Genomic DNA, 26,214 nt, shown 5'->3' on the forward strand with positions numbered 1-26,214 from the left:
CGCTTTCACTGCGCCAATATGCCGCGCATATCCCGCATATGACGCATCTGGCGTGCCGCCTGGTCCGTCGCCTTGTTCGATGCCTTCAACAGAAGCGCGGCGCTGAATTCCGAGCTCGCGCCACTGGCGATATCGGTTGCCGTCGCGGTGAAGAATGCCTGCCTTCTGCCGTCGCCAAAGGGATCCACGACGCCAGTGAAGCGCGCATGGATGAACGCCTTGCCGGCAGCGTCGGTACGGACCTCAACGCTGCCGAGATAAACCTCGCCCTCGCCGTAACCCGCATATCCGGCCGCGCGACTGGCATAGATCTCCACCACATAGGCGCGATCGGGCCGGGTCTCGAGCAGGCCATGGATAGTGACCGTTCCATCGGACCAGCTCGATGCGGCATCCAGCACGGGAAAGTTCTGCAGGCCGTTCACGCCGTCGTCGCAATCGGGCAGCCCATCTGCGCAATTGGCCGCGCCATCGTTGTGCGTGGGCCCGTCCGCGCCGAGATCGATTCCCAGCTTCGGATAATCGGTCCGGCATGTCGTCGATCCGGGCAGCGTGCCGGCGCCGCCGGCATGGCAGCGCAGGATGTCGCGGCCGTTGTCGTAGATGGCATTGCGGCTAATCGTAACCACGTTCATCGCGCCCGACGGCGCCACGCCGAGCCGGTTTGCGGTGATCAGGTTGCCCGCGATCGTGGTCCCGGTGCCGCTGGTCGTGATGCCGTTGGTATTGTCGGTAAGGATGTTGTCCAGCAGGCGATGACGATTGCCGCCGGCCTGGATGCCGTCCGAATAGCCGCTGAAGCGGTTGTTGCGCAGTTCGATGTCATCGCTGCCGAAGATCTCTGCACCCTGCGAAGGCATCTCGGTGCGCGCCGTTGCGACAACGGTGTTGTCGCGCGCGATGCCATGGTCGGCGCCGCGCACGAATTCGAAGCCGTCGCCATTGTCGATGAAGCTGTTGTGCAGCAGCCGGTTATGCGTTGCCAGGCCCGTGGTCGCGCCGCCGTGGCCATCGTCGCCGCTGACCAGAACGCCGGAAGCGCCGACCTGATGCACAAAGCGGTTGTCGCGGATCTCATTGTCGCTGCTACGCAGAATCAGGATGCCGATGCAGAAGTTGCGGATTTCCAGGCCGGCGATTTCCACGCCGTGCGTGTCCACGATCGCCAGGCCCGCCTTCTGCAGGCTACGCACATTCGGGCCGTTGCCGGCTTCCTCGCCGGGGCAGGAAGCGGCGCTCACCGTCTTCAGCAGGCGGCTGCCGTCGATGATCACGCCGGGATGCGGCGCATCGAGTCCACGAACGTCCCGCAGCAGCGCATCCTCTTCGGGCGCAAGCGCAGCGCTTGTTGATCCGCCCTCGATGACGACCGGCCCGCGAATCGCGGGCAGCGGGGTGACCGGCCGGATGACATGGGGCCCGGGCCCTTGTGGCGCAATGCGGATGCGGTATTGCCCCGGATGTTGGTTGTTCTGCAGTATTGCGGCGCGCAGCGTGCCTGCCGATCCATCGTCCGCCAGGCTGGTCACGAGCAGCAGGCGCGGATGCGCTGCCGCGCCGGCAGGGTCTACCATTTCCGTCAGGCCGCCGGACGGAGTGTGCGGCGCACAGGCTGGAACACCGCAGGCCAGCAAGGCGCCAAGACTAACAATGCGTATTACCGGCATGAAGCGATCCATGCGTCCGTCCTGGTGAATCCGCTCTACGATCCGCCGTGCCCGGCCATGCCGAACAGGCGTTCATCCCACACCACCGCGCGCGGTTCGGCAACGACGATGCGCGCCGCATCGGGATGCGCCGGATTCACCAGTGCATTGCATTCCTCGCGCGCTACCACCGATGGCACGATCAGCACCGCGCTGCGCATCTCGGCCAGCCAGGCATCGCCGAAGGCGCGCGCCGGCTGCAGGGACATCGCATCCCAGCCGCTCGGCAGGCTGTCGGCGTCGTGGCGTTCGATGCTGACATCCTCCGGCACCGTCGCCTCGACCCAGGCATGCGTTCTGGGCACCTTGCCGATGCGCGCATGGACCAGCACTTCGAGCATGGCGCCGGCAAAGCTCAGCGCGGCATAGATGACTGGCGTGCCGGGGCTGTTGAAGCGGCCGCCGACCAGCATCGCGCCGGTGCCGCTCCAGATCGCATGCCGGCTGTCCGCGATGCGGTACAGCTTCACGCCGGCAATCCATAAAACAGCTTCCAGAGCAATTCCTCGACCCGCCGCGCGCCCAGCTCGGTGAGCGCGACTTCCAGCGGCGCTCGACCTTCCAGTTCCGGATGCGGCGTGGCAAGGAATTCGCGCGCATCGTCCGCATCGGCCCAGACGTAGGAAGCGGTCGCGACGATGCGCGCCAGGCGTTCGGTCTTCTCGGACTCATCCTGCGTGAGCCGATCGCGGCGGCGCTTGTAGGTCGCCTCGGGAATGATGCGCGCGAGCAGCGCGCGCCGGGCATCCGCGCCCTGCGTGGCCTGCGCCACACCCGCGCGCAAGGCGGATTTCGGCAAGCCGTCGCGTACGCGCGCCTCGAGCTCGGCCAGCGTATGCGGCAGCGGCCGCAATTCCATCACGCCGGCAACATCTTCGGGGGAAACGAGCATCATGAAGTGGTCCAGTTGGGTATCAAATGATGCTTGATTATATGCCAGATGATACTTGTGGCAAGGCGCTTCTCCTCGGAGCGCAGTTTTCCCGAAGCGTAAGGATCAACGACCATGCCATTTCGTGTGTCGAAACGCCATGCGGGAAAAAAGTCGGCAGCCTATCAATGAAAGGGAAAACGTCTGCCTGCTCCCACCATCGATTTACGAGCCCTTGAAAGGCGGCGCGCTTGGCCCGAAAGGTGCCGCAAGAGCACGGGATTCAGCGCTGCTGCGGCAACAGCGGCCGCAAAGCCAGCGCCAGTGGCACGATGGTCAGCGCGGTCAGGGCCGTGGCGACCACGGCGCCATGCACGCCGATCCGGTCGCCCAGAAAGCCGTAGACCACTGGCGCAAGCGCGCCCGAACCGATCGTGCCGGTATAAAACGTCGCGAATGCCCGCTCGGTGTGTCCTGCGCGCGCCAGTTCCGGCACGGTGCCGTACAGCGCCGACGAGGTGCCGTTGAGCATCACGCCCAGAAGCGGCAACAGCGCCATGGCCGGCGTCAGCGGGCAGAGCAGCACGGCGAGGATGCACACCGCCGTGCCGGTCTCGGTCGCCAGCGTGGTGCCAATGACGCCGATGCGCGCGCCCAGCCAGCCGCAGGCAAACTTGCCGGCCGCGCCGCCGATGAATACCAGCGACAGCGCGGTTCCGACCATCGTCAGCGAAGCGCCCTTTTCCTTCAGCAGAAAGGGCAGCAGGGTCAGGAGGCCCATGCGTACCGCGGAATCGAGCACGCCTGTGGTCAGCAGCAGCGCAAACCCTTTGCCGGAGCCTTGGCCGGCCGCGTCGTGAGTTCGGGCTTCGACGGCCTCACCGCGTGGTATCGAGGGCATGAGCAGCGCCAGCGCCGCGGCCACGCCGCATCCGGCAAGCGACACGACCCACAGCGCATGACGCCATGGCATCAGCGTGACCAACAAAGCGATGGCGGCCGGCAGCGCCGCCTTGCCGATGTCGCCGGAAAAGTTATAGACGGAGAGCGGGCCCCTGGCATCACGCCCGAAACTCTTCGATACCGCGCTGGAAGCAAGCGGATGCTGCGTGCTCGATCCAGCACCCGCTATGGCCAACGCCGCGCCGAGGCCGACGAGGCCGCCCGACATCCCGGCCAGCGCATAACCTGCCGCAGCCAGCAGCGTGCCCAGCGCCAGCGTCATCCTGTTGCCCAGCGTTCGCGCCAGGCGTCCCGCCAGCATCTGCAAGCTCGCCATCGTGCCCACATACACACCGCGCAGCAGCGCCAGCGCCGCGTAATCAAGACCGAAGTCGGCCTGCCACACCGGCAGCAGCACATAGATCAGATCGGTGTAGCCATCGTGCAGCGCATGCGCCACGCAGGCCAGCCACAGCACGCGCGAGCGCGATGCGCCAGCGGCAGCGCTCGTGCCGGACTGTCGCGCGGCAAACGCGGGAAATCGGATGAAGCGCATCTCTGTCCTTTGTCTCTTTCTTGCTCGGGGCGGCGGTAATGCGATGCCCATTGCCGGGCTTGCTCACGTGCGCCGGCATCATGGACAGCGATTCTATGGCCCGGTCGGGCCTGCCTCCAATTGCATTAAGATCGCGTCGACCGGGAAAAAAAGTCACCTCATGGATAAAGATAACGATCCGCGCAGGGAAAGCGAACGCCTGCCGCCGCTCAATGCGCTGCGCAATTTCGAAGCAGTGGCCCGGCATGGCAGCTTCGCCGCCGCCGCTGCCGATCTGCATGTGACGCACTGGGCCGTAGGCAAGCAGATCCGGCTGCTGGAAGACTGGTTTGGCGTGCCGCTCTTCGAGCGCCGCCCGCGCGGCGTGGTGTTGACCGATGCGGGCGCCGCGCTGCTCAACGACGTGCACCAAGCCTTCGCGCGACTCGGCGCCGCGGCGGCCGGGTTGCGCCAGGAGCGCCCCGCGTACCGCGTCTCGGGCATCGTGCGCATCAATGTGCTCTCCAGTTTTGCCTTGTGCTGGCTGCTGCCGCGCCTGGGCGACTTTTACGCGCGCTATCCCGACATCGATGTGCGCGTATCCACCAGCTCGCGCAAATTGCGCTACGTCGGCGATGCCTTCGACATCGGCGTGCGTTCCGGGCAGGAAGCGGGCGCTGGCGTCGTCTCGCGTCCGCTGATGCCCGACATGCGCCTGCCCGCCTGCAGCCCGGCGCTGCTGCGCCGGCATCCGATACGCAGCGCGGCGGATCTGCGCGCGCACACCCTGCTGCATTCGGCCAGCACGCGCAGCGCCTGGCCGCAATGGCTGCGCGAAGCCGGCATGCCGCATCTGCGAGCGGCGCGCCATGTCGAGTTCGACCATACCTATCTTCAGCTCGCCGCCGCGGTCGAAGGCCTGGGCGTGGCGCTGGCATCGCTACCCCTGATCCGGCGCGACATCGCCGCCGGACGGCTGATGTGCCCGATCGCGGCGCCGGCCTGGCGCGCCGCAGACTATGCGCTCGTCATCAACGCCGACCGCGCTGGCGATGCCGCTGTGCTGGCTTTCGAGCGCTGGATCACCGCCATGGCTGACCGGGAAGGCGAGTCGAACGCGACCGGTGAGCACATTGCGCAGAAGGCATCCATCCAGCCCAATCCTGATTGAAGGGTTCAGACGCGGCAGCGTCGCTGTTGCCGGCGCATGTGCCCGTTGGCAAATGGAGGACGCTGACACTCGCCCGCGATCCGCTGTGTGTCGGACGCACATTGAACGCCATGCCCGCCTCAATAGAATCGAATCGTTGCCACTTTGCCGAGCCTGCGCGGCGATCAGCCTTCCGCGCGGACCAGCGGCACAGCAACGCTTCCATACCAACAAGAGGAGACAGCATGAGAGAGTGGAGACAGGCATTCCCGCTGGGATGCGCGAGCCTGCTGGCATTGACGCTGGCAGCATGCGGCGGCGGATCGGACAACGGTTCGGGCAGCACCGCGGCTGCTACCGCGACAACACCGGCAAACTCCGGAAACGCAAACGCCGCGAGCATCAAGCCGGTCGAATGCGCGCAATTGGCCGGCACCACCGTTCCCGCGTCGGCGATTGCCCTGCCGAGCTCGGGCGCGACGGTCGTCACGGCCACCGTAGTCGCCGCCAGCGGAACCGGCGCCAGCGCGGTGCCGGAGCATTGCCTGGTCACGGGCACGGTGGCGCCGGTGGACAAGACCGCGCCGAACATCGGCTTCAAGCTGGCGCTGCCTACCGCATGGAATGCCAAGGCGCTGATGCTGGGCGGCGGCGGCTTTGACGGCAGCGTGCCCAACGTCACCGGCAATGTGCCGATGGGCCCGACCGACCAGCCCACGCCGCTCGGACGCGGCTATGCCACCTTCGGCAGCGATTCAGGCCATCAGGCCAATACCTTCGGCTCCCAGGACGGCAGCTTTGCCCTGAACGAGGAAGCGGTGCGCAACTTCGGCGGCGATGCCATCAAGAAGACCCGCGACGCCGCCAGCTATCTGATCAAGCTGCGCTATGGCGTCGACAAGATCCAGAAGGCGTATTTCGCCGGCGGCTCGACCGGCGGACGCGAAGCGCTGGCGGCCATCACGCGCTGGCCCGCCGATTGGGATGGCGCCATCGCGTGGTACCCGGCCTGGAACGACGCGGCCGCGCTGCTTGGCGGCCATCGCGTGAACCGCGCGCTGGCGCAGCCCAACGCCTATCCGAACACGGCCAAGCGCGCGCTGCTGTACAACGCTGCGATGGCAGCCTGCGACAACCTCGATGGCGTCGCCGACGGCCTGATCAGCAACCAGCAGCTCTGCAACGCCACCTTCGACCCGGCCACGGCAATCTACAACGGCAATCCGCTGCGCTGCGCCGGCGGCGCCGACACCGGCGACACCTGCCTGTCCGATGCGCAGATCGCTGCGCTGAAGACCATGAATACCGATGCGCGCTTCAACTTCGCGCTGGCCAGCGGCGAGGATCACTATCCCGGCTACAACGTCTGGGGCGCCGATCTCGGCATCACCACCAATCCGTCGCCGCTCGAGCCGACCGTCACCTTCCTCGCCCTGGGCACGACGCAGCCGACGCTGCCGATGCCGCGCACGGCGCCGTATATCAGCGTGCTGCTCGACCAGTGGATCAAGTATTCCGTGACGCGCGATGTGAATTACAACTCGCTGTCGCTGGACCCCGAAAACCCGGGACCCTGGGCCGGTAGGATCAGCGAGCTGAGCACGCAGCTCGACACCAGGGTCGACCTGGCGCCATTCGCTGCCAAGGGCGGCAAGCTGCTGATGGCGCATGGCACGGTCGACGTGCTGGTCAGCACCCGGGCGACGGAGGAATACTTCCAGCGTCTGCAGAGCCAGATGGGCCCGACGGAGGTCGACAAGTTCGCGCATTACTACGAAGTGCCGGGCTTGGGACATGCGGCCAGTTCCAGCTTCAACGCCGCATGGGACTCGCTGACCGCGCTGGAAGGCTGGGTGGAAAAGGGCGCCAATCCGACCAACCTGACTGTCGCCGATACGGCCGGAGTGCCGGGCCGCACACGGCCGATGTGTGATTATCCGAAGTGGCCGAAGTACAGCGGCACCGGGAACGTGAACCTCGCTGCTTCTTTCGTCTGCTCGAACTGACGGCACATGGCGGGGCTTGCGCAGGCGAGCTCCGCCATCCGTCTCATTCCTGCTGCGCCGGACTCGTGCCGTCGCGCATGTTCAGGCTCCACAGCCGCAGCGCGACATGGATTTCCAACGCCCGGTTCGGGCTGCCCCAGTAACCCAGCAATTCCTCGATGTTCGCCAGGCGCTGGCGCACGGTGTTGACGTGGATGCCCAGCTGCGCGGCGGTGCTGGTCGCATTCTGGTTGCTGTCGAAATAGCTCAGCATCGTGCGGGTCAGGTCCGAGCCGCGCTTTTCATCGTGCGCGATGAGCTTGCCGATGCTCGCATGGATGAAGGTATTGAGGCTGGCGCCGTCATGCGTTTCGAACAGCACCGAATACAGCGCCATCTCGTTCTGGTGCAGGATCTTGCCGCGCACGCCGATGCGGCCCAGCACGACCAGCGCGCGCCGCAGCGTCGCATACAGGCCCGGGATTTCCGCCGGCGACTGCACCGGCCGGGACACCACGCCGCGGTAGCCTTCGCAGAATTCGCGCTGGCTCGCGACAGCGAAATCCCTGACGATGTCCTGGGCCTCGGTCGCCCTGCAGACGATCGCCACCACGCCATCGACTTCGTCGAGCACCAGGTCCGAGAAGCGCTTCTGCGCGCGCAGCCGGCGCGCAACGAAGCCGGGCTTGAGGATTTCGGTTTCGATCAACACCAGGCATAGCGGCTGCGACAAATCGAGAGCGAAGCGTTCGGCGCGTTCCAGGGCCAGCGCCGGCTCGTCCTGCCGCGGCGAAATCAGGCTGCGCAGCAGCGCCGAAACATCGCGCACCTTTTCCGCCTCGAGTCGCTCCTGGGACAGCAGCACGATGGCGATGATGCTCGCGCTGCGCTCGAAGGTGCGTATCGACACTTCGCTCAAGTCCTCGCGCCGGAACAGCAGCACCGCGCCCAGCACGTCATTGCCGCCGATGACCGCATGGACCCGGCACAGCTCGCCGTCGGCTTCCCAGGCAAGCACCGATCTGCCGGCCAGGCGGCTCTCCCGCGTGGCGCTGGCAATCGCGTTGCTGTGCGCATCATGCGGCGCATAGGCTTGCGCCGCGACGCCGCCATGGTCCTGCGCCATGCCGCGTCCAATCACCTGCGATGCTTCATCGATGACGAGCACATCGCCGCCGAGCAGTTGCGCGATGGAGTGGCACAGCGTGCCCAGCGTCGCGCCGCGGGCCAGCAGCGAAGTCAATTGCTCGTGCGCCTCGGCCGCGCCCTGCATCTCGCGCACATGGCGCTCGCGCTCGGCGCGCGCGAGATCGGCTTTTTTCAAGGCCGCATTCGCGCGCTCGAAGGCCTGCGCGTTATGGATGGCGACCGCGGCATGGGTGGCCAGGGTGCAAAGGATGGACACGTTCAGCGCGGTGTGGGTGCGATGGTAACGGTCGGCCACGAACAGCAGGCCGATGACTTCATCGTCGAAGACCAGCGGCACGCCGACCAGCGCTTCGATGCCTTCATTGCGGAAGGTCTCGTCCAGGACCGGATCGTGCACGAAACGCGTGTCATGCAGGTAGTCCGACGTCGCGAAGGGCAGGCGGGTCGACATCACCACGCCAGCCACGCCGAGGTTTCTCGCGGCGGTCATCTGCGTCGTGCTGCCCGAGATCGCGCCATCGCTGACGCGCACCCGGAATTCATCGCTGTCGGCGTCATACACCGTCAACCAGGTCAGCTGCGATCCGAGCAGATTGCGCGCGCGCGTGACGATCGCATGCAGCAGGCCGGTCAGATCAAGCCGGCTCGACAAGTCCTTCGCCGAATCGATTACCGCGAGCATGCCCTGTTCGCTCTGCTGCTGCAGCTCGAGCCGGTTCCTCACCGCCATGGCCATGCGCACCAGTTCGATGGCGCCCGATTTGCCCGGCGTGTCGTCAGGCAGCGCTTCGGCCTGCACCAGGCGCTGGGCCATCTCCTCGGCAGATGCGTTCCGGTGCAGCAGGCGTATGAGGTCGGCGATCAGATGTTCAGCGGTACGGTCCATGTGCTTCGGTCGCGTTGATGTTCGGGTTATGCGGATGAGTCGATGCGCGATGCAGGAAGACATGCCGTTACCGGATGCCTCTCCTGCATGGCACTGAATAACGCGGCAAGCGCGCATCGCAAAGAAGAATTTTAGTAGGCAGGGATGCTCGATGTGCTGATCACACTCCAAGCGCGTGCGATATGTGCGCTTCCTACATAGCCTTGCCGATGTCCATCCGGGAAACTGCTTGCCAAGCAGCGGGGCAACGCTACTTTCGGCAGCACGGGAGAAGCGGGCCAGGCACCAGACCAGCCACCAGAGCAGCCTTACCAGGAAGACCATCATGAGCATTACTGCATCACTACAGCCAAAGCCGGGGCTGCGCGTTCTCGTGACTGCGGGCGCATCCGGCATAGGCGCGGCCGTTGCGCGCGCCTTTCTCGAGACCGGCGCTCGCGTGCATGTCTGCGACATCGACCGCTCGGCACTGGACCGGCTCATCACCGAAACGCCCGAGATCAGCGCGAGCATGGCCGATGCCGCCGTGCCCAGGGATGTGGAGGCGGTGTTCGAGGATGTTCGCGCCAATCTCGGCGGTCTCGATGTGCTGGTCAACAACGTTGGCATCGCCGGGCCTACCGGCGCGGTAGAGGACATAGATCGCGCGGAATGGGAACGGACCATCGCGGTCAACCTGAACAGCCAGTTCTATTTCGCGCATCGCGCCGTGCCGATGCTCAGGCAATCGTCCGCGCATCCCTGCGTGATCGCGATGAGTTCGGTCGCGGGCCGGCTGGGCTATGCCTTCCGCACGCCATACGCCGCCACCAAGTGGGCCATCGTCGGCTTCATGAAGTCGCTGGCGATCGAACTCGGTCCGCATGGCGTGCGCGTGAATGCGATTCTTCCCGGCGTCGTCGAAGGCGAGCGCATGAACGGCGTCATCGCTGCCCGCGCCGCGGCCACCGGGGTGACGGTGGATGCCATGCGCGACGAGTACCTGCAAAAGATATCGCTGCGGCGCATGGTCACGCTCGACGATGTGGCGGCCATGGCCATCTTTCTCAGTTCGCCCGCTGCGCGCAACGTGACCGGCCAGGCGATCAGCGTGGACGGCAACGTCGAGTATCTGTGAACACCAGCGCGCACGCAGATGCGCCAGAGATCGTAACCATCCTTACCTCACAAATCTTGGAGACACTCATGCACCAACCTGCAATCACGCGCAATGCCGCCGTTCTCGCGCTGGGCCTCGGCCTCGGACTTTCCGCAGGAGCCGCTTCTGCCGCGCCGCTCAAGATCGGCCTGGTCGAGACCCTGTCCGGCCCGCAGGCTTCCTCGGGCCAGGCCTACCGCAGCGCTGTTCGCTACGGCGTGGACCAGATCAACGCCGCCGGCGGCTGGAACGGCGAGCCGGTCCAGCTCGTCGAGTATGACAACCAGGGCGGCCCCGCGGGCGCGGCGGACAAGCTCAAGGCCGCAGCCGCCGACGGCGTGCAGCTCATCGTCCAGGGCGCATCGTCGGCGGTCGGCGGGCAGATCACCGAAGACATCCGCAAGCACAACCTGCGCAATCCCGGCAAGGAAATGGTCTACATCAATGTTGGCGCGGAGGCGCTCGACCTGACCGGCGAGAAATGCAACTTCCATCACTTCCGCTTCAGCGGCAATGCCGAGGTGCGCACCAAGGCGCTGGTGACCGCGATGAAGGGGGCGAATGCGCTCGGCACCCGCGTTTACTCCATCAACCAGAACTATTCCTGGGGCCAGGACATGGAGAAGGCCATCGTCGAAAACGCCAAGGCCGGCGGTTACCAGGTCGTCGAGAAGACGCTGCACGATGTCAACAAGGTGCAGGACTTCGCGCCCTATGTCGCGCGCATCAGCGCAGCCAAGGCCGATACTGTCCTCACCGGCAACTGGTCCAACGACCTGCTGCTGCTGATGAAGGCCACCAAGTCGGCAGGGCTCAAGGTGCGCTTCGGCACGGTGTTCCTCGATCAGCCGGGCAACCTGGCCAACGCGGGCGATACGGCGATCGGCCACTTCGTGGCGCATACCTTCAATGCCGAAGCCGGCGGCGCGGAGGGCGAACGCTTTGTCAACGACTACAAGGCAAAGACGGGCCATGCGCCAGTCTTCATCGAGCCGCAGACCGTCTATGGCATGGCCATGGTCGCCGATGCCTTGAAGCGCACCAAGCCGGCAAATGGCGCCTTCAACGCGAACGGGTTTGCGCAGGCGATGGAGACATCCCGCATCGATACGCCGATGGGTGAAATGCGCATGCGCGCATCCGACCACCAGGTGCTGCTGCCGATGGTTGTGTCCACGGTGAGCCGCGACGCGAAGATGAAGGTCGACGGCACCGACATGGGATTCAAGCCGGTCAAGCGCTTCACCGCGGAGGAGGCCGCCACGCCGGCGCAGGCCAGCTGCACGATGAAGCGTCCCGGCTAAAGGCCCCTGCAGGGCCCACGCCCGTCCAATCGCGGACGGGAAGGGATGTTTTCAACATCGCCGCGCTGGGCCCGCTTCATTCGCTGCGAGGAGATTTATGGACCAATTCATCGTATCCCTGCTCAACGGCATCATCTACGGCTTGCTGCTGTTCATGGTGTCCGCAGGGCTGACGCTCATTTTCGGGATGATGGGCGTGCTCAATTTTGCGCACGCCTCCTTCTACATGCTCGGCGCCTACTTCGCTTACGCGTTGCAGGGCGTGCTCGGCTTCTGGACGGCGCTGGTGCTGTCGCCGATCCTGGTCGGATTCATCGGCGTGGCCATCGAGCGCTATTTCCTGCGGCGCGTGCACCATCACGGCCATGCGCATGAACTGCTCGTCACCTTCGGCCTGTCCTTCATCATCGCCGAACTGATCAAGCTGATCTTCGGCAATTACCCGGTGGACTATCGCGTGCCGGCGGCGCTGGATTTCTCGGCTTTCAGCATAGGCGGGGCGCAATACCCGGCATACCGTCTGCTGATGGGCGGCGTGGCGCTCGTGATGTTTGTCGCCATTTACCTGCTGCTCACCCGTACCCGGGTCGGCATCGTGGTGCGCTCCGCCATCTACCGGCCGCGCATGGCCGAGGCGCTGGGGCATAACGTGCCCATGGTCTTCATGGGCGTCTTCGGCGTCGGCGCGGCGCTGGCCGGGCTTGCGGGCGCGGTTGCGGGCGCGTTCTACACCACGAACCCCAACATGGCGCTGGAGCTGGGCGTGATGGTGTTCGTCGTCGTCGTGGTCGGCGGCCTGGGTTCCCTGGGCGGCGCGATGCTGGCTTCGCTGCTCATCGGCGTCATCACTTCCCTTGCGGTCGGCGTGGACCTGAGCCTTGCCGATCTGCTCGGCGTGGTCGGCGCCGGCGAATGGGCGCAGCGCACGGGCGGACTGCTGACGCTGAAGATCTCCAGCCTTTCCGCGACGATTCCGTTCGCGCTGATGCTGTTGATTTTGCTGGTGAAGCCAAGCGGGTTGATGGGTGAAAAGGCGTGACGACATGAAATCCCGATACGTCTTCCTCTTCCTCGGCGTGGCCGTGCTGCTCGCCCTGCCGCTGCTGCTGTCCCAGGGCCTGCTCAATGCCGCGATACAGATGCTCATCGCCGCGCTGTTTGCCTGCGCCTACAACCTGCTGTGCGGCCAGGCCGGCATGCTGTCCTTCGGCCACGCGGCCTACTTCGGCGTCGGCGCCTTCGCCACCGTGCATGCGATGAATGCGTTCGCCGGCGCAGGCCTGCTGCCGACGCCTCTGCTGCCGCTGGCTGGCGCAATCGGCGGCCTGGCATTCGGCGTCGTCGCCGGCTGGTTTGCCACCAAGCGCAGCGGCACCTACTTCGCGATGATCACGCTGGCCATTGCCGAACTGGTGCATGCGCTGGCGCCGCATCTGAAAGGACTCTTTGGCGGCGAAGCCGGCGTTTCCACGATGCGCATGCCGGCCTGGGGACTGGACTTCGGATCGACGACCCAGGTCTATTTCCTCACGCTGGCATGGGTGCTGGTATCGCTGGCGCTGCTGTATGCCTATACCCTGACGCCGCTGGGAAGGCTCACCTTCGCGCTGCGCGAGAACAGCCACCGCCTGCGTTTCCTGGGCTATGACGTGCACGGCCTCGGCACCACGGTGTTCGCGATTTCCGCGATGTTCTCCGGCGTCGCCGGCGCGCTGCAGGTCATCGGCAATGAAGCGGCCAACTACGTGGTATTCGACCCCAGCCTGTCCGCGGCGGTGGTGCTCAATACCTATATCGGCGGCGTCAGGCTGTTCCTCGGTCCGGCGCTTGGCGCGGCGCTGATGAGCTTCTTCGGCTATGCCGTGTCGGACCTGACCCAGTCTTGGCTGCTGTATCAAGGCATCCTTTTCGTGGCCGTAATGATGTACCTGCCGGCCGGCCTCACGGGCCTGTTCGCCATTGCCGGCCGGCTCCGACAGCGTCTTGGCATGGCGCGCATGCTGCCGATCGCGGCGCTGTCGCTTGCGGCCGCGCTCCTATTTTCCGCGGGCGGCGCCTTGACGATCGAATTGCTGCAACGGCTCTTCTCGCAGGACTACCGCGCATTGGCCAAGCTTCATGCGGACGCGCCATTGCCGCCGGTGACGCTGCTCCAGCATGCCTGGTCGCCCGCGGCGCCGATGACCTGGGCAACGCCGCTGTTGCTGCTGCTTGCGGGCGCCTTTCTGGCGCGTGTCGTGCGTGCGCGCCTGCATGCGCTGGAGCGGGAGCCGGAGCCGGGCTTCGCCATCGAGGCGCCGGTCAAACGCAATGGAGGTGTCGCATGAACGATCCCCTTCTGGCCATTCACGGCCTGAAGAAATCCTTCGGACCGGTGGAGATCATGCGCGGCGTCGACCTCGCGCTGCGCCACAACGAGCGTCATGCCCTGATCGGGCCGAACGGCGCCGGCAAGTCCACGCTGTTTCACCTGGTCTCGGGCAACCTCACGCCGAGCGCCGGGCAGATCGTCTTCGACGGCCGGCAGATCGGCGGCAAGTCGCCGCAGGCGATCAATCGGCTCGGCCTGGCGCGCTCCTTCCAGATCACCAATATCTTCCCGAAGCTCACCGTGTTCGAGAACATCCGGCTTGCCGTGATGCGCAGCCGCGTGGCGCAGTATGCATTCTGGAAGTTCATTGCCAGCGATGGGGGTATCCGCCTGGAGACCGAGCGCTTGCTGGAACTGGTCCGGCTTGCCGGAAGGGCGACGACGATCGCCGGCGAGATGGCGTATTCCGAGCAGCGCTCCCTCGAGATTGCGATGACGCTGGCATCCGATCCGAAACTGATCCTGCTGGACGAACCAATGGCCGGCATGTCGCAGGAAGAAACGCACTACACCGCCGAGTTGATCCGCGACGTCACCAGGGGACGGGCGTTGATGATCGTCGAGCATGACATGGACGTGGTGTTCTCGCTGTCCGACCGCATCAGCGTGCTGGTCTACGGGCAGATGATTGCCACCGGCACGCCCGAGGACATCCGCAACGATCCGAATGTCAGGCAGGCCTATCTCGGCGAGGAGACGAGCGCATGAATGCCAATTCCGAAACGCTGCTGCGCATCGAGGACCTGCATGCGCATTACGGCAAGAGCCACATCCTGCATGGCGTGAACTTCAGCGTGGCGCGCAACGAGGTCGTCAGCCTCTTGGGCCGCAACGGCTCGGGGCGTTCAACCACGATGAAGGCCATCATGGGCCTGGTGCCGCCCACGTCCGGCCGCGTCCTGCTGCGCGAGCGCGAGCTTGCCGGCGCGCGTCCCTATGCCATCTGCCGCGCGGGCATCGCTTACGTGCCCGAAGAGCGCGAGGTCTTCGCCAATCTGACCGTCGAAGAGAACCTGCGCATGGGCGAGCAGCCGGCGCCGCCCGGGGCGCATCGCTGGACGGTCGAGCAGATGTACGACTATTTCCCGCGGCTCAAGGAGCGCCGCGACACCAAAGCAGGCAGCATGTCCGGCGGCGAGCAGCAGATGCTCACCATCTGCCGCTCGCTGCTCGGCAACCCGCTGGTGATCCTGATCGACGAGCCGACCGAGGGACTGGCGCCGAAGATCGTCGCGCAGGTGGCCGAATGCATCCGGGACATGCACAGCAAGGGCGTCTCGGTCGTGCTGGTCGAGCAGAAGCTCGTCATCGCGCTCAAGGTATCGAGCCGCGTCTGCGTGATGGGCCATGGCCGCATCGTTTATGAAGGCGGCCCGCAGGAACTGATGTCCAACGACCGGGTGCTCGCCGAATGGCTGGCGGTGTGATCTTGGCGCGAGCCATCCATTCATTAATCAATCCGTATTCATTTTTTCCACAGAGGGTTTCATGGCCAGGACACAGGACAAAGTCATCATTTCATGCGCGGTCACGGGGTCGGTGCATACGCCGACGATGTCGCCGTATCTTCCGCTGACACCGGATCAGATCGCCGAACAGGCGATTCAAGCGGCCGAAGCGGGCGCGGCCATCCTCCATCTGCATGCGCGCGATGCGCAGGACGGCCGCCCCACCGCCGATCCGAAGGTGTTCGACGCTTTCGTGCCACGCATCGCGGCAGCGACCGACGCGGTGATCAACATCACCACCGGCGGCAGCACGCGCATGACGCTGAAGGAACGGCTGGCCTATCCGCTGCAGGCCAAGCCCGAGATGTGCTCGCTCAACATGGGATCGATGAACTTCTCGATCCACCCGGTGGCACGCAAGATCGAGCACTGGAATCACGAATGGGAAAAGCCTTATGTCGAGGGCATGGAAGACCTCATCTTCCGCAACACCTTCCGCGACATCAAGCACATCCTCAAGGTGTTGGGCGAAGACTGCGGTACGCGCTTCGAGTTCGAATGCTATGACGTCGGGCATTTGTACAACCTCGCGCATTTCGTCGACGAAGGGCTGATCCACGGCCCGCTGTTCATCCAGAGCATCTACGGCATTCTTGGCGGATTGGGCCCGGACCCGGAGAACCTCGTCGTCATGCGCAATACCGCGGACCGGCTGTTTGGCCGCGACGGCTACCGCTTTTCGGTACTCGGCGCCGGTCGGCACCAGATGTCCCTGCTGACCATGGGCGCAGTCATGGGCGGCAATGTCCGTGTCGGCCTGGAGGACAGCCTGTATCTCGGACGAGGCCAGCTTGCACGATCCTGCGCGGAACAGGTGCGCAAGATACGTCGCATCCTGGAAGAGCTGTCACTGGAGATTGCCACGCCCGATGAAGCGCGTACCATGCTGGGGCTCAAGGGACGGGACGCGGTCGGATTCTGAGCTGTCCCTGACAGTAAGCCAATACGAGACACCAATAATCAAACTACGAGTCGGGAGGAAAACAATGAATGGATATCTGGCAGGCAGGGTTGCGATCGTCACGGGCGCGGGCAGCGGACTGGGGCGCGAGCATGCGCTGGCGCTGGCGCGGCAGGGCGCGCGGGTGCTGGTCAATGATGTGAAGGGCGCGCATGAAGGCTCGCCGGGTCGGACTGTCGTCGATCAGATCATCGCCGAAGGCGGCGCCGCGATCGCGGATGGCGGCGACGTCACCGATTACGCGCAGATGGAAGCCATGGTCGCGCGCGCCGTCGATGCCTGGGGACGGGTCGACATCCTGGTCAACAACGCCGGCATCCTGCGCGACAAGAGTTTCTCGAAGATGTCGCTGGAAGACTTCCGCCTGGTGCTGGACACCCATCTGATGGGCGCGGTTCACTGCACCAAGGCGGTATGGGAGCGCATGCGCGAGCAGCGCTACGGCCGCATCGTCATGACGACATCTTCATCCGGCCTCTACGGCAATTTCGGCCAGGCCAACTATGGCGCGGCGAAGATGGCGCTGGTCGGACTGATGCAGACGCTCGCACTGGAAGGCGAGAAATACGGCATCCGCGTCAACTGCCTGGCGCCGTCGGCTGCGACCGCGATGACCGAGGGCATCCTGTCGCCGGAAGCGCTGGCCAAGCTGCATCCTTCGGTAGTGAGCCCGGGTGTGGTCGCGCTGGTTGGCGAGGATGCGCCGACACGGACGATTCTGCTTGCCGGCGCCGGCAGTTTCGAAACCGCGAACATCACGATGACCAGGGGCGTCTTTATCGGCGCAACCGAAGACGCGGCAGAGCAGGTCCGCGAGCGATTCGCGGACATCGCGGACCGGAGCGAGGAAACCGTGCCGGCTTCGGGTTGGGAGCAGTACCGGTTCGAACTGGAGAAGGCCGGCGGCGCTGCCTGACGGCAGGAGTTGTAACTGTTTGCGCTGGCGCGGTCGCATCAGGCGCCGTCCGGCCTGCGGCAACGGCGTGGCAGCAGGGAAGGGAAACCCTTGGCGCAGTCTGCCGATCGGGGTTCCTGATATCCATCCAAGCCACGCCGCTGTGCGCAAGTGCTTGCGCCATTGCGTCGTTCATCCGTACAGCACAATGCGGCGTGACAGCGCGTTGCGCGCATCGTCCACCGCTTCCTGCACCGCTTCAAGCGCGCGCGGATGCAGCAGGATTTCGAAATGATTGCAATCGATGTCGATGGTCCGGATGTCTTCCCGCGCGCGCATTGACTGCAGCGTGACCACGCCATCGTTCGGCAGCGGAATCAGTGGCGTGGCGCCCGCGGTACTGACCAGGTTGGTCCACGGCGTCATCACTGGAAGGCTTTTTGCCGCGCGTATCGGCTTGCTGTGCGGCTGTATATCCTTCAGCACCTGGCTGAAGGGCAGCATGCAGGCCAGCATCTCTGCGGCTTCGCTGCCACCGTAAGGCGTGCTCATCGTGATGCCGCCCAGCACGCGCTTACCCAGCGCGTCAGCCAGGTGCAATGCATGGATGCCGCCGAGCGAATGCGCGATGAAGACCATGTCGCGAGTGCCTTCGAGCTGTTGCAGCATCGCGCGGTGATTGCGGTAGAAGCCTTGATGGCTCTCGTAGTCGAGCACGATCTCGTCCCGGCTGGCGAGATGGCTACGAAGGTAGTTGAAGCTGGTGGAGGTGGCGCGATTGCCATGTATGAATACCAATTGCATCTGATCCCCCCTATTGATGCTTGTGCAGGAACGCATCATTACTGCACGAAAACCTGCAATGCGAGCGCAAAGTCTATGCTGCACCACAGCGTTCATCCAATGCTCCTTGGTGATGTCCGCCATGAGGAGCGCGCATGGCGCTAAAGAAACGCCATGCGTCGTAGTCTCGGTCTGGGCGGGTGCATACCGATGCGCATGGCACGGTGAAATTAGTGCCTGCCGTCGAGGTCCAAGCTCACATGCGCCCCTCCGCACCGATGCCAAGTGTTCTCAAGCAACCCCGAGCCGCGCCAGGCCGCATGCTGCGCATTCCCGGTGATGGCCTCGACTTGCACGTCGAAGTCGCGGGCAACGGTCCGCCGGTGATCCTGCTCCACGGCTTTCCCGAGAACGGCCATTCCTGGCGCTGGCAGATCGCACCGCTGGTGGAAGCGGGCTTCTCCCCATGGGTGCCGAACCTGCGCGGCTATCCACCGTCGTCGGTGTCGCCGCGCCAGGCCGATTACCACCTGCGGCACCTGGTCCATGATGTCGCCGCCATCGTCAAGGCAAGCGGCCATGCGCGCGCGCATGTCGTCGGGCATGACTGGGGCGGCATCATCGCCTGGACCTTCGCCGGTCTGTGTCCGCAATTGCTGGACCGGCTGGTGATCATGAATGCGCCGCACATGGCGCTGTACTCGGCGAAGGTTTGGCATACCTCTCAGTTGCTGCGCAGCTGGTACGCGGCCTTCTTCCAGTTGCCGCTGCTGCCGGAGCGCGTGCTCGCAGCAGGCCGTTTTCGCATCGTGCGTGAGATCTTCCGGCGCGGGCCGGTGCGCAGTAGCGCGTTCGCGCAGGAGGACATCGAGCGCTATGTCGACTGCCTGTCGCAACCTGGCGCGCTGAAGGCAGCGCTCGACTATTACCGTGAAAACATGCGCAGCGACGGCATGGCGCTGGCGGCTTGCGCGCGTACCGAAGCCAGAACGCTGGTGCTGTGGGGCGAGCGCGATCCGACGCTGGGTATATTCCTGCTCAGCGGACTGGCACGTTATGCGTCGCATGTGCGCATACACCGGATCGCCGGCGCCAGCCACTGGGTGCAGAACGAAGCGCCGGAAGAGGTCAATCGCGTGATGACAGCCTTTTTGCGCGAGACATGATGGAGCGATCGACGGCGCCAGACGCCGCGCATGCCCGGCATCCTCTGAATGCAGGGGGAGCAGGCACATGGACGGGATTAAAAGCAACGGCAACTGCAACTGCGAAGGCAAGGGCAAATCGCAACTACGTAAGCCACATCGGGAATTGGGCCAGCCGAGAGCGCGACTCGTGCGTTCCCTGCCCGACCAAAGCAGGGCTTGCTCCTAATGCGAACGAAACAAGGCAACCCTTGCAGGCGACTTGAAAACCATTGCTTATTGCTTATTGCTTATTGCTTATTGCTTTTTGCCCCTTAACTGCTGTCCAGCGGGCACAGCCATACGTCTGCCTCAATACAGGCAAGGTTTGTGCCTCATCTCGGCGAAGGCCTGAGTGAAAGCGCGGTCACGTCAGCAATGACGCGTTCGCGCCATGGCGTTCAAGCTGCGTATCGGCCCGGCAATGTCGCACGGCTTGACACTGCGCGGTTCACTGATCTGTCAGCTTTTCTGTAACGTTCTGATTTTTACAGCAATTTACTTTCTGGTGCGCTGCTTGCTTGGCTGCCTGCGCCTGCCCGGCCGGGCAGTGTGCATCCATGCAAGGAGCATCCTCATGAAGATCCGCAAGCCAAGATGGCTGTTGCTGCCGGCGCTGCTGCTGGCGGCCGGCCACAGCCATGCGCTGCTTTACACCGCGACACTGAGCGGGACCGCCGAAGCGCCAACGAATACATCGCCGGGCACTGGTTTCGTCCAGCTCGACTACGATCCGCTGGCACACACGCTGGGCGTCAATGCCACCTTCAGTGGCCTGACTTCGGGCACGACGGCATCGCATATCCATTGCTGCGTGGCCCCTCCAGGCGCCGTCGGCGTGGCCACGCAATTGCCGAGCTTCACCGGCTTTCCGCTTGGCGTGACGGCCGGCAACTTCAGCAACAGCTTCAGCACGCTGGCGCCGGCAACCTGGAACCCGGCCTTCATCAACGCCAACGGCGGCAGCGCCGCGGGAGCCGAGGCGGCGCTGGCGGCCGCGCTCGCTTCCGGGAACGCCTACTTCAACATCCATACCACGCAATTTCCCAGCGGCGAAATTCGCGGCTTCCTGAGCGCATCGGGCCAGGTGCCGGAGCCGGCAAGCCTGGCGCTGCTGGCCATTGCAGGCTTGGGGCTGGCGGTGCTGCGCTGGCGCAGCCGCTGAACCATCCGCGCAGCGCCCACACGCGACGCCCTGTCCTTCTCGCGGAGGACAACCAGGGCGCCGCACTTTCATTACCTTCTCCGACAAGGTACGCAAAAGCGACCACATAAATGGCTGGGCAAACCGGCCGATAACGAAGGAGACGACTATGCAAGCACGCACCTTTCCGGCGAGCGCCTCGGCCGCTGCCATTCTCCTGTTGCTCGCAGGCTGCGGCGGCGGCGATGACAACAGCGCCCCGGCTGCCCAGAGCAACGCCACCACATCGATTCTGGCCAGCAGCGGTTGCGCGGGCGTGACCAAGGTATCGCTTCCCGGCGTGACCATACAGAGCGCCACCGAAGTGGCTGCCGGCACGGTGCGGCCGAGCGGCGTCACCACCGGCGACTTCCTGCCCGCGCATTGCGTGGTGCGCGGCGTGGCCGACCCTTACATCGGCACCGACAACCTCGACCATGCGATCGGCTTCGAGCTGCGCCTGCCCACCGCGTGGAGCGGGCAGTTCATGTTCCAGGGCGGTGGCGGCAACGACGGCACGCTGGCGCCGGCCATGGGCACCAACACCGGCGCGCTCGCGGCATCCGCGGGCACCGGCGCCTATGCGCTGGCGCGCGGCTTCGCGGTGGTGTCCACCGACGGCGGTCACCAGGGCACCGACGCCGCTTCCTACGGCAAGGATGCGCGCGCCCGCACCGACCATGCCTACAACGCCTACGACCGCACCGCGCAGATCGCCAAGAGCCTGATCGCGCAGTATTACGGGCGCAATGCCGAGCATTCCTATTTCCTCGGCTGCTCCGGTGGCGGTCGCCAGGGCATGATGTTCTCGCAGCGCTTCCCGAGCTATTTCGACGGCATCGTCGCTTCGGCCCCGGCAATGAAGGTGTCCAGCGGCGCATCGATCGCCGCAGCCTGGGATTCACAGCAATACCGGGCGATCGCGCCGCCTGACGCTTCGGGCAATCCGATCCTGGCCAATGCCTTCTCCAATGCCGACTTGGCGCTGGTGTCCAAGGGCGTGCTCGATGCCTGCGATGCGAAGGATGGCGCGGTCGACGGCATGGTGCAGGACCCGGCCTCCTGCGGCTTCGATCCCGCGGTGCTGCAATGTTCGGGCGCGAAGACCGATTCCTGCCTGTCGGCAGTACAGGTGTCGGCGCTGCAGAAAGCCTTCGCCGGTCCGCGCGACTCGGCCGGCAATGCGCTGTATTCGAGCTGGCCCTGGGATGCGGGCATATCCAATGCCGGCTGGCGTAGCTGGAAGCTCGGCAGCTCGCAGACCGCTACGCCGGATTCGCGTTATGTGACGCTGATCCAGAACGCGATGGCCTATGAATTCTTCACGCCATTCGACGCGAACTTCGACATCTTCAAATTCAACTTCGATACCGACCCGGCGCGCCTGGCCGCCTATTCCGCGGTCTACGACACCTATCGGACCACCGACCTGACGCCATACACCAGCCATGGCGGCAAGATGATCTTCTTCCACGGCGGCAGCGACCCGATCTTCTCCGCCAACGACACCATCGACTATTACAAGCGCCTGGCCACGACCGCCGGCGGCATGGCCAATGCGCAATCCTTCGCGCGGCTGTTCGTCGTGCCTGGCATGAACCATTGCTCGGGCGGACCAGCCACCGATGCCTATGACGGCCTGGCCGCAATCGTGAACTGGGTCGAGAAGGGCACGGCGCCGGACAGCGTGCCCGCGCGCAGCACCGCATCCTTCGCGGGACGCAGCCGGCCGCTGTGCGCCTATCCGAAGACGGCGCATTACACCGGCAGCGGCAACATCGAGGACGCGGCGAACTTCGTTTGCCAGTGAGCCTCTGGCAGAATGGCGCGCCGCCAATAACATTCCAGGAGACATGCACCATGCAACACAAGCACACCACTTTGCGCCGTGCGCGGCTCGCCTTACTGATCGGCGCTTTCGGCACGCTCGGCGCCGCCGGCGCGGCCCATGCCGACATCAGCGTCGGCGTGATCCTGTCGCTGACCGGCCCGGCGGCGTCGCTGGGCAAGCCGGCGGAGAACACCGTGCGGCTGTGGCCATCCGAGATCGCCGGCCAGAAGCTGAAACTGATCGTGTTGAACGACAACAGCGATCCGACCGAAGCGGCGAAGGCGGCGTCGAAGCTGATCAATGAAGACAAGGTCGACGTGATCGTCGGGCCGTCGCTGACGCCGCCGTCGATCGCGGCCATGGAAGTGGCCGGGCGCAATGCCACGCCCATCATCGCGCTCGGCGGTGGCAATGCCATCATCGAGCCGCAGGAAGGCCCGCGCAAATGGGCGTTCAAGATGGCGGCGCCGGAAGCGCTGTCGGTGGAAAAGGTGGTCGAGCACATGGCCGCGCACAAGGTGAAGAACGCTGCCGTGATCGCCGTCACCACCAGCTATGGCGAAGGCTTCCTGAAGGCCTTCAGCGCGCAGGCGCCGGGCAAGGGCATCACGCTGTCGGCGGTGGAGCGCATCGGCGCGCAGGATATCTCCGCGACCTCGCAGGTGATCAAGGTGCTGGCAGCCAAGCCGGACGCGGTCTATATCATGAGTTTCGGCACGCCGGGCGCGACGCCGCACATCGAGCTGGTCAAGCGCGGTTACAAGGGGCTGATCTATCAGACCCATGGCATTGCCAATGCCGACTTCCTGCGCGTCGGCGGCAAGGAGGTCGATGGCGCCTATCTGGCGGTGGCGCCCGTTCTAGTGGCGGAACAGCTGCCGGCGCAGAACCCGGTCAAGGCGCCGGCGATGGAATACGTGACGAAATACGAAAGCCAGAATGGGCCCGGCACCCGTTCGCAATTCGGCTCCACCGCTTGGACTGCACTCAACTGGCTGCAGGCCGCAGCGCCGGTGGCGCTGAAGAATGCGCAGCCGGGCACACCGCAATTCCGCCAGGCGTTGCGCGATGCGCTGGAGGGCATGCATGAAGTGGCCAGCCCCGAAGGCGTATTCAACATGAGCCCGGGCAATCACAACGGCCTGGACGGCCGCGGCCAGGTGATGGCGCGCATCGTGTCGGGCAAGTGGACGCTGGACCAGGACGCGAAGTGAGTTGGCAAGCCCGCACGGCGTAGACCAGTTGTGGTGGTGCGTAGTTCGTAGGTTGGGCTGCAAGCCCAACATGCTCGCGGTTCGCAAGCGCCTGATGTTGGGCTTGTCAGCCCAACCTACGAGCCAACTTCGGACGCTTGCGGGTCGCAGCACGTTGGGCTTGCAGCCCAACCTACGCCTTACCCGCCGCGCCCCGAGCGCTGCAGCACCAGCGCAAACAGCTCGTTGTTGTGATGGATGCCGAAGCGGGCATAGGCGCGGTTGCGGTAGGTCTTCACCGTGGTGGCGCTGATGCCGAGGTCGCAGGCAATGCCGTCGTGGCTCATGCCGGCGAGCAGGCGCACGCAGACGTCGAGCTCGCGCTGTGGCAGCGAGGGCGCAAGCTGCAGCAACAGTTCGCGCAGGCGTTCCGGCGGCAGGCCGGCAGGAACACTGGCGACCGGCTCGCACAGCTCGATCTGGCGCGCGACCATGGCCAGGAGACCGGGAGCGAGGCGGCTGAAGAGTTCAAGCTCGCGCTCGGCAAAGCCCGGCTGGTCCGCATGGCGATAGAGATTGACCGACAGGATGCTGTCATCCGGGAAGCTCGATGCCACCGACAGCCGCTCGCGCAAGCCGTGGCGCTCGTAGATCGCATGGCGATGGCGCGCATCCGGCACGTCGGCGGCGGTGAGGTGCAGCGCCTGCAGCGGCTGGCGTGCGTCGGCCAGGGCTTCAAAGGTGCGATCGTGCCGGTACAGCCAGGTGCGGTAGGCATGCAGGCAGGCGGGCGTGGTGTCAGGCCGCGCATGGCTGCCGGACAGGTAGCACACCGGCGGCGCATCGCGGCGAATGCGGTACACGCTCCAGGAGCCGGAGGGCAGGCCGAGATTGATCGCCGCCAGCGCCTGCGAGCGAAACCCGCTTGATCCGAGATGCGGAATCATGCCGAGCAGCGCGGCTTGCGCGGCATCGGCGGCAACGCCGGGTTCGGAAACGGTCCAGACCTGCATGAGAGATTCCCTGGTGGATGCTCGAGTTGACGCCCTAGAACATGGCGCTGCGCAGGGATCATAGCAAAGCGCTCTGAAAAACAGGACAAATGGAGGAAAGGCATGAGCAAGGACGAGAACCGCGGGCCTGATGCGGCGCCCGCGCTGGAATGGCTGTGCCGGATCACGGCCCGGGTTGCGCCGCTGGTGTCGCTGGGTCCGGCGCCCTCTGGCGAGCGGCGCTATGTGCCCATCGTCGGCGGCACGGTGGAAGGCCCGGCGCTCAATGGCGAAGTGCTCGCCGGCGGCGTCGACTGGCAGTTGGCGCGCAGCGACGGCACGCTCGAGATCATGGCGCAGTATGTGCTGAAGGCCACGGACGGCGCATTGATCGAAGTGCAGAGCCGCGGCTATCGCCACGGCCCGCCCGACGTGATGGCGCGCATGGCGCGCGGCGAGCCGGTCGCGCCGCATGAATACTATTTCCACACCGCGATGAGCTTCTGCACCGGCAGCGCGGCCTGGGCGCGCCTGAACTCGCTGGTGGCGGTGGCCACGGCCCGGCGCGAGCCGGGCGCGGCAGTGCTGGACGTGTACCTGGTCGGCGCGTCCTGACGCCGCCAGGCTTGATTCAGAAGCCTTCGAGCACGATCTTGCCGCGCGACCGGCCCGATTCCAGCATGGCATGCGCGCGTTTCAGGTTGTCCGCACTGATCGTGCCGTAGCTCTCATTGACGGTGCTGCTGATGGCGCCCGCATCGACCAGCCGCGACAGCTCGGACAGGATCTCGTGCTGCGCGATCATGTCCGCGGTCTGGAACAGCGCGCGGGTGAACATCAGCTCCCAGTGCAGCGATACGCTCTTGCGCTTCAACAGGCGCACGTCGATCGGCGCCGGATCGTCGATCAGCCCGAAGCGGCCCTGCGGTGCGATCGCTTCAGCGATCTGGGCGAAATGCTGGTCGGTCTGGGTCAGGCTGACGATGTAGTCCGCCTGCGGTATGCCGATGCGCTGCATTTCCTGCGAGATCGGCTGACTGTGGTCGATCACATGATGCGCGCCCTGGCGCTCGACCCAGGCGCGGCTCTCGGGCCGCGATGCGGTGCCGATCACGGTCAGATTGGTACGCTTGCGCGCCAGCTGCACCATGATCGAGCCGACGCCGCCGGCCGCGCCGATGATGAGAATCGATCGGCCGGCGGCTTCAGGACCGGTCGGCACCTGCAGCCGATGAAACAGCATTTCCCACGCCGTCAGGCCTGTGAGCGGCATCGCGGCCGCGGCCGCAAAGTCGAGCGAGTCCGGCATCTTGCCGACGATGCGCTCGTCCACCAGCTGCAGCTCGCTGTTGCTGCCGGCGCGGGCAATCGAGCCGGCATACCAGACGCGGTCGCCCGGCTTGAACAGCGTCACGCTTGGGCCGACGGCGCGCACGATGCCGGCGGCGTCCCAGCCCAGCACCTTCCACGCGCCGTTCTCCGGTTGCGTATTGCGGCGCACCTTGGTGTCGACCGGATTCACCGACACCGCCCGGACTTCAACGAGCAGATCGTGTCCTGAGGCAACCGGATCGGGCAGGGTGACATCGACCAGGGCGTCGGGATGATCGATAGGGTGACTGGCTTGATAAGCGACGGCTCGCATGA

Annotated in this window: 23 protein-coding genes; 15 read left to right on the top strand and 8 right to left on the bottom strand. The window is 65.2% G+C overall.

The annotated features are described in order from the left end of the window. Window positions 1-5: 5 nt before the first annotated feature. From JJB74_RS11620 to JJB74_RS11635, 4 genes are all read right to left on the bottom strand, one after another. Complete coding sequence (locus JJB74_RS11620; protein ID WP_200592035.1) at window positions 6-1,679, bottom strand: NosD domain-containing protein; 1,674 nt, start codon at window positions 1,677-1,679, stop codon at window positions 6-8. A gap of 23 nt (window positions 1,680-1,702) precedes the next feature. Then, complete coding sequence (locus JJB74_RS11625) at window positions 1,703-2,176, bottom strand: RES family NAD+ phosphorylase (protein WP_200592036.1); 474 nt, start codon at window positions 2,174-2,176, stop codon at window positions 1,703-1,705. Further along, window positions 2,173-2,601 (bottom strand): antitoxin Xre/MbcA/ParS toxin-binding domain-containing protein, encoded by a 429-nt coding sequence (locus JJB74_RS11630; protein WP_200592037.1) that lies wholly within the window; start codon window positions 2,599-2,601, stop codon window positions 2,173-2,175. The genes JJB74_RS11625 and JJB74_RS11630 overlap by 4 nt, the downstream gene beginning before the upstream one ends. Before the next feature lie 259 nt (window positions 2,602-2,860). Beyond that, the gene (locus tag JJB74_RS11635) at window positions 2,861-4,066 is read right to left on the bottom strand and encodes an MFS transporter (RefSeq protein ID WP_407672340.1); all 1,206 of its coding nucleotides are present in this window, start codon (window positions 4,064-4,066) and stop codon (window positions 2,861-2,863) included. 169 nt (window positions 4,067-4,235) lie between these two features. Between JJB74_RS11635 and gcvA the strand changes: the two genes are divergently transcribed. Further along, window positions 4,236-5,225: a transcriptional regulator GcvA gene (gene gcvA, locus JJB74_RS11640; protein ID WP_200592039.1), complete on the top strand. Its 990-nt coding sequence runs from the start codon at window positions 4,236-4,238 to the stop codon at window positions 5,223-5,225. Between the two features lie 224 nt (window positions 5,226-5,449). Then, window positions 5,450-7,210 (top strand): tannase/feruloyl esterase family alpha/beta hydrolase, encoded by a 1,761-nt coding sequence (locus tag JJB74_RS11645; RefSeq protein ID WP_200592040.1) that lies wholly within the window; start codon window positions 5,450-5,452, stop codon window positions 7,208-7,210. A gap of 43 nt (window positions 7,211-7,253) precedes the next feature. Here JJB74_RS11645 and JJB74_RS11650 read toward each other — a convergent pair whose 3' ends face one another. Continuing rightward, complete coding sequence (locus JJB74_RS11650; protein WP_200592041.1) at window positions 7,254-9,224, bottom strand: helix-turn-helix domain-containing protein; 1,971 nt, start codon at window positions 9,222-9,224, stop codon at window positions 7,254-7,256. Between the two features lie 325 nt (window positions 9,225-9,549). Between JJB74_RS11650 and JJB74_RS11655 the strand changes: the two genes are divergently transcribed. The 8 genes from JJB74_RS11655 (at window position 9,550) to JJB74_RS11690 (ending at window position 17,422) form a co-directional block, all read left to right on the top strand. Then, window positions 9,550-10,341 carry an SDR family oxidoreductase gene (locus JJB74_RS11655; protein WP_200592042.1) on the top strand — a complete coding sequence of 264 codons (792 nt, stop codon included), beginning with the start codon at window positions 9,550-9,552 and terminating at the stop codon, window positions 10,339-10,341. Between the two features lie 68 nt (window positions 10,342-10,409). After that, window positions 10,410-11,666 carry a branched-chain amino acid ABC transporter substrate-binding protein gene (locus tag JJB74_RS11660; RefSeq protein ID WP_200592043.1) on the top strand — a complete coding sequence of 419 codons (1,257 nt, stop codon included), beginning with the start codon at window positions 10,410-10,412 and terminating at the stop codon, window positions 11,664-11,666. Window positions 11,667-11,763: 97 nt separating this feature from the next. After that, on the top strand, window positions 11,764-12,705 hold the full coding sequence (locus JJB74_RS11665; protein ID WP_200592044.1) for a branched-chain amino acid ABC transporter permease: 942 nt from the start codon (window positions 11,764-11,766) through the stop codon (window positions 12,703-12,705). A gap of 4 nt (window positions 12,706-12,709) precedes the next feature. Further along, the gene (locus JJB74_RS11670; protein ID WP_200592045.1) at window positions 12,710-13,993 is read left to right on the top strand and encodes a branched-chain amino acid ABC transporter permease; all 1,284 of its coding nucleotides are present in this window, start codon (window positions 12,710-12,712) and stop codon (window positions 13,991-13,993) included. Then, window positions 13,990-14,745: an ABC transporter ATP-binding protein gene (locus JJB74_RS11675; protein WP_200592046.1), complete on the top strand. Its 756-nt coding sequence runs from the start codon at window positions 13,990-13,992 to the stop codon at window positions 14,743-14,745. The genes JJB74_RS11670 and JJB74_RS11675 overlap by 4 nt, the downstream gene beginning before the upstream one ends. Continuing rightward, window positions 14,742-15,464 (top strand): ABC transporter ATP-binding protein, encoded by a 723-nt coding sequence (locus JJB74_RS11680; RefSeq protein ID WP_200592047.1) that lies wholly within the window; start codon window positions 14,742-14,744, stop codon window positions 15,462-15,464. The genes JJB74_RS11675 and JJB74_RS11680 overlap by 4 nt, the downstream gene beginning before the upstream one ends. A 61-nt stretch (window positions 15,465-15,525) precedes the next feature. Beyond that, window positions 15,526-16,467, top strand: coding sequence for a BKACE family enzyme (locus tag JJB74_RS11685; RefSeq protein ID WP_200592048.1), 942 nt, complete (start codon window positions 15,526-15,528; stop codon window positions 16,465-16,467). A 64-nt stretch (window positions 16,468-16,531) separates the two neighbouring features. After that, window positions 16,532-17,422, top strand: a complete 891-nt coding sequence (locus JJB74_RS11690; protein ID WP_200592049.1) for an SDR family NAD(P)-dependent oxidoreductase — start codon at window positions 16,532-16,534, stop codon at window positions 17,420-17,422. A gap of 171 nt (window positions 17,423-17,593) precedes the next feature. Here the strand turns inward: JJB74_RS11690 and JJB74_RS11695 are convergent, their stop codons facing one another. After that, window positions 17,594-18,205, bottom strand: a complete 612-nt coding sequence (locus JJB74_RS11695) for an alpha/beta fold hydrolase (RefSeq protein ID WP_200592050.1) — start codon at window positions 18,203-18,205, stop codon at window positions 17,594-17,596. A gap of 299 nt (window positions 18,206-18,504) precedes the next feature. Here JJB74_RS11695 and JJB74_RS11700 point away from each other — a divergent pair, with 299 nt between their 5' ends. From JJB74_RS11700 to JJB74_RS11715, 4 genes are all read left to right on the top strand, one after another. Continuing rightward, window positions 18,505-19,350, top strand: coding sequence for an alpha/beta fold hydrolase (locus tag JJB74_RS11700; RefSeq protein ID WP_200592051.1), 846 nt, complete (start codon window positions 18,505-18,507; stop codon window positions 19,348-19,350). A 595-nt stretch (window positions 19,351-19,945) separates the two neighbouring features. Further along, entirely contained in the window at window positions 19,946-20,533 is a 588-nt protein-coding gene (locus JJB74_RS11705; protein WP_200592052.1) for a CHRD domain-containing protein, read from the top strand. Window positions 20,534-20,681: 148 nt separating this feature from the next. Next, window positions 20,682-22,361, top strand: a complete 1,680-nt coding sequence (locus tag JJB74_RS11710) for a tannase/feruloyl esterase family alpha/beta hydrolase (protein ID WP_200592053.1) — start codon at window positions 20,682-20,684, stop codon at window positions 22,359-22,361. Window positions 22,362-22,411: 50 nt separating this feature from the next. Beyond that, complete coding sequence (locus tag JJB74_RS11715; RefSeq protein ID WP_200592054.1) at window positions 22,412-23,596, top strand: ABC transporter substrate-binding protein; 1,185 nt, start codon at window positions 22,412-22,414, stop codon at window positions 23,594-23,596. Between the two features lie 179 nt (window positions 23,597-23,775). Here the strand turns inward: JJB74_RS11715 and JJB74_RS11720 are convergent, their stop codons facing one another. Next, entirely contained in the window at window positions 23,776-24,588 is an 813-nt protein-coding gene (locus JJB74_RS11720) for a helix-turn-helix transcriptional regulator (RefSeq protein WP_200592055.1), read from the bottom strand. 102 nt (window positions 24,589-24,690) lie between these two features. On the opposite strand from JJB74_RS11720, the gene JJB74_RS11725 reads away from it, so the two are divergent. Next, window positions 24,691-25,182 carry a DUF3237 domain-containing protein gene (locus JJB74_RS11725; protein WP_200592056.1) on the top strand — a complete coding sequence of 164 codons (492 nt, stop codon included), beginning with the start codon at window positions 24,691-24,693 and terminating at the stop codon, window positions 25,180-25,182. A 16-nt stretch (window positions 25,183-25,198) separates the two neighbouring features. Here JJB74_RS11725 and JJB74_RS11730 read toward each other — a convergent pair whose 3' ends face one another. Continuing rightward, a complete protein-coding gene (locus tag JJB74_RS11730) occupies window positions 25,199-26,212 on the bottom strand; it encodes a zinc-binding alcohol dehydrogenase family protein (protein WP_200592057.1) in 1,014 nt (337 codons plus the stop codon). Window positions 26,213-26,214 lie beyond the last annotated feature (2 nt).

Origin of the sequence: Noviherbaspirillum pedocola, assembly GCF_016632335.1 — a bacterium.
Taxonomy (GTDB): domain Bacteria; phylum Pseudomonadota; class Gammaproteobacteria; order Burkholderiales; family Burkholderiaceae_D; genus Noviherbaspirillum_A; species Noviherbaspirillum_A pedocola.

Bases quoted from the DNA above. Each gene is read 5' to 3' on its own strand.
- JJB74_RS11620 (WP_200592035.1), bottom strand. From the start codon at position 1,679: ATGGATCGCTTCATGCCGGTAATACGCATTGTTAGTCTTGGCGCCTTG.
- JJB74_RS11630 (WP_200592037.1), bottom strand. From the start codon at position 2,601: ATGATGCTCGTTTCCCCCGAAGATGTTGCCGGCGTGATGGAATTGCGG.
- gcvA (WP_200592039.1), top strand. From the start codon at position 4,236: ATGGATAAAGATAACGATCCGCGCAGGGAAAGCGAACGCCTGCCGCCG.
- JJB74_RS11645 (WP_200592040.1), top strand. From the start codon at position 5,450: ATGAGAGAGTGGAGACAGGCATTCCCGCTGGGATGCGCGAGCCTGCTG.
- JJB74_RS11650 (WP_200592041.1), bottom strand. From the start codon at position 9,224: ATGGACCGTACCGCTGAACATCTGATCGCCGACCTCATACGCCTGCTG.
- JJB74_RS11655 (WP_200592042.1), top strand. From the start codon at position 9,550: ATGAGCATTACTGCATCACTACAGCCAAAGCCGGGGCTGCGCGTTCTC.
- JJB74_RS11660 (WP_200592043.1), top strand. From the start codon at position 10,410: ATGCACCAACCTGCAATCACGCGCAATGCCGCCGTTCTCGCGCTGGGC.
- JJB74_RS11665 (WP_200592044.1), top strand. From the start codon at position 11,764: ATGGACCAATTCATCGTATCCCTGCTCAACGGCATCATCTACGGCTTG.
- JJB74_RS11670 (WP_200592045.1), top strand. From the start codon at position 12,710: ATGAAATCCCGATACGTCTTCCTCTTCCTCGGCGTGGCCGTGCTGCTC.
- JJB74_RS11675 (WP_200592046.1), top strand. From the start codon at position 13,990: ATGAACGATCCCCTTCTGGCCATTCACGGCCTGAAGAAATCCTTCGGA.
- JJB74_RS11680 (WP_200592047.1), top strand. From the start codon at position 14,742: ATGAATGCCAATTCCGAAACGCTGCTGCGCATCGAGGACCTGCATGCG.
- JJB74_RS11685 (WP_200592048.1), top strand. From the start codon at position 15,526: ATGGCCAGGACACAGGACAAAGTCATCATTTCATGCGCGGTCACGGGG.
- JJB74_RS11690 (WP_200592049.1), top strand. From the start codon at position 16,532: ATGAATGGATATCTGGCAGGCAGGGTTGCGATCGTCACGGGCGCGGGC.
- JJB74_RS11695 (WP_200592050.1), bottom strand. From the start codon at position 18,205: ATGCAATTGGTATTCATACATGGCAATCGCGCCACCTCCACCAGCTTC.
- JJB74_RS11700 (WP_200592051.1), top strand. From the start codon at position 18,505: ATGCTGCGCATTCCCGGTGATGGCCTCGACTTGCACGTCGAAGTCGCG.
- JJB74_RS11705 (WP_200592052.1), top strand. From the start codon at position 19,946: ATGAAGATCCGCAAGCCAAGATGGCTGTTGCTGCCGGCGCTGCTGCTG.
- JJB74_RS11710 (WP_200592053.1), top strand. From the start codon at position 20,682: ATGCAAGCACGCACCTTTCCGGCGAGCGCCTCGGCCGCTGCCATTCTC.
- JJB74_RS11715 (WP_200592054.1), top strand. From the start codon at position 22,412: ATGCAACACAAGCACACCACTTTGCGCCGTGCGCGGCTCGCCTTACTG.
- JJB74_RS11720 (WP_200592055.1), bottom strand. From the start codon at position 24,588: ATGCAGGTCTGGACCGTTTCCGAACCCGGCGTTGCCGCCGATGCCGCG.
- JJB74_RS11725 (WP_200592056.1), top strand. From the start codon at position 24,691: ATGAGCAAGGACGAGAACCGCGGGCCTGATGCGGCGCCCGCGCTGGAA.
- JJB74_RS11730 (WP_200592057.1), bottom strand. From the start codon at position 26,212: ATGCGAGCCGTCGCTTATCAAGCCAGTCACCCTATCGATCATCCCGAC.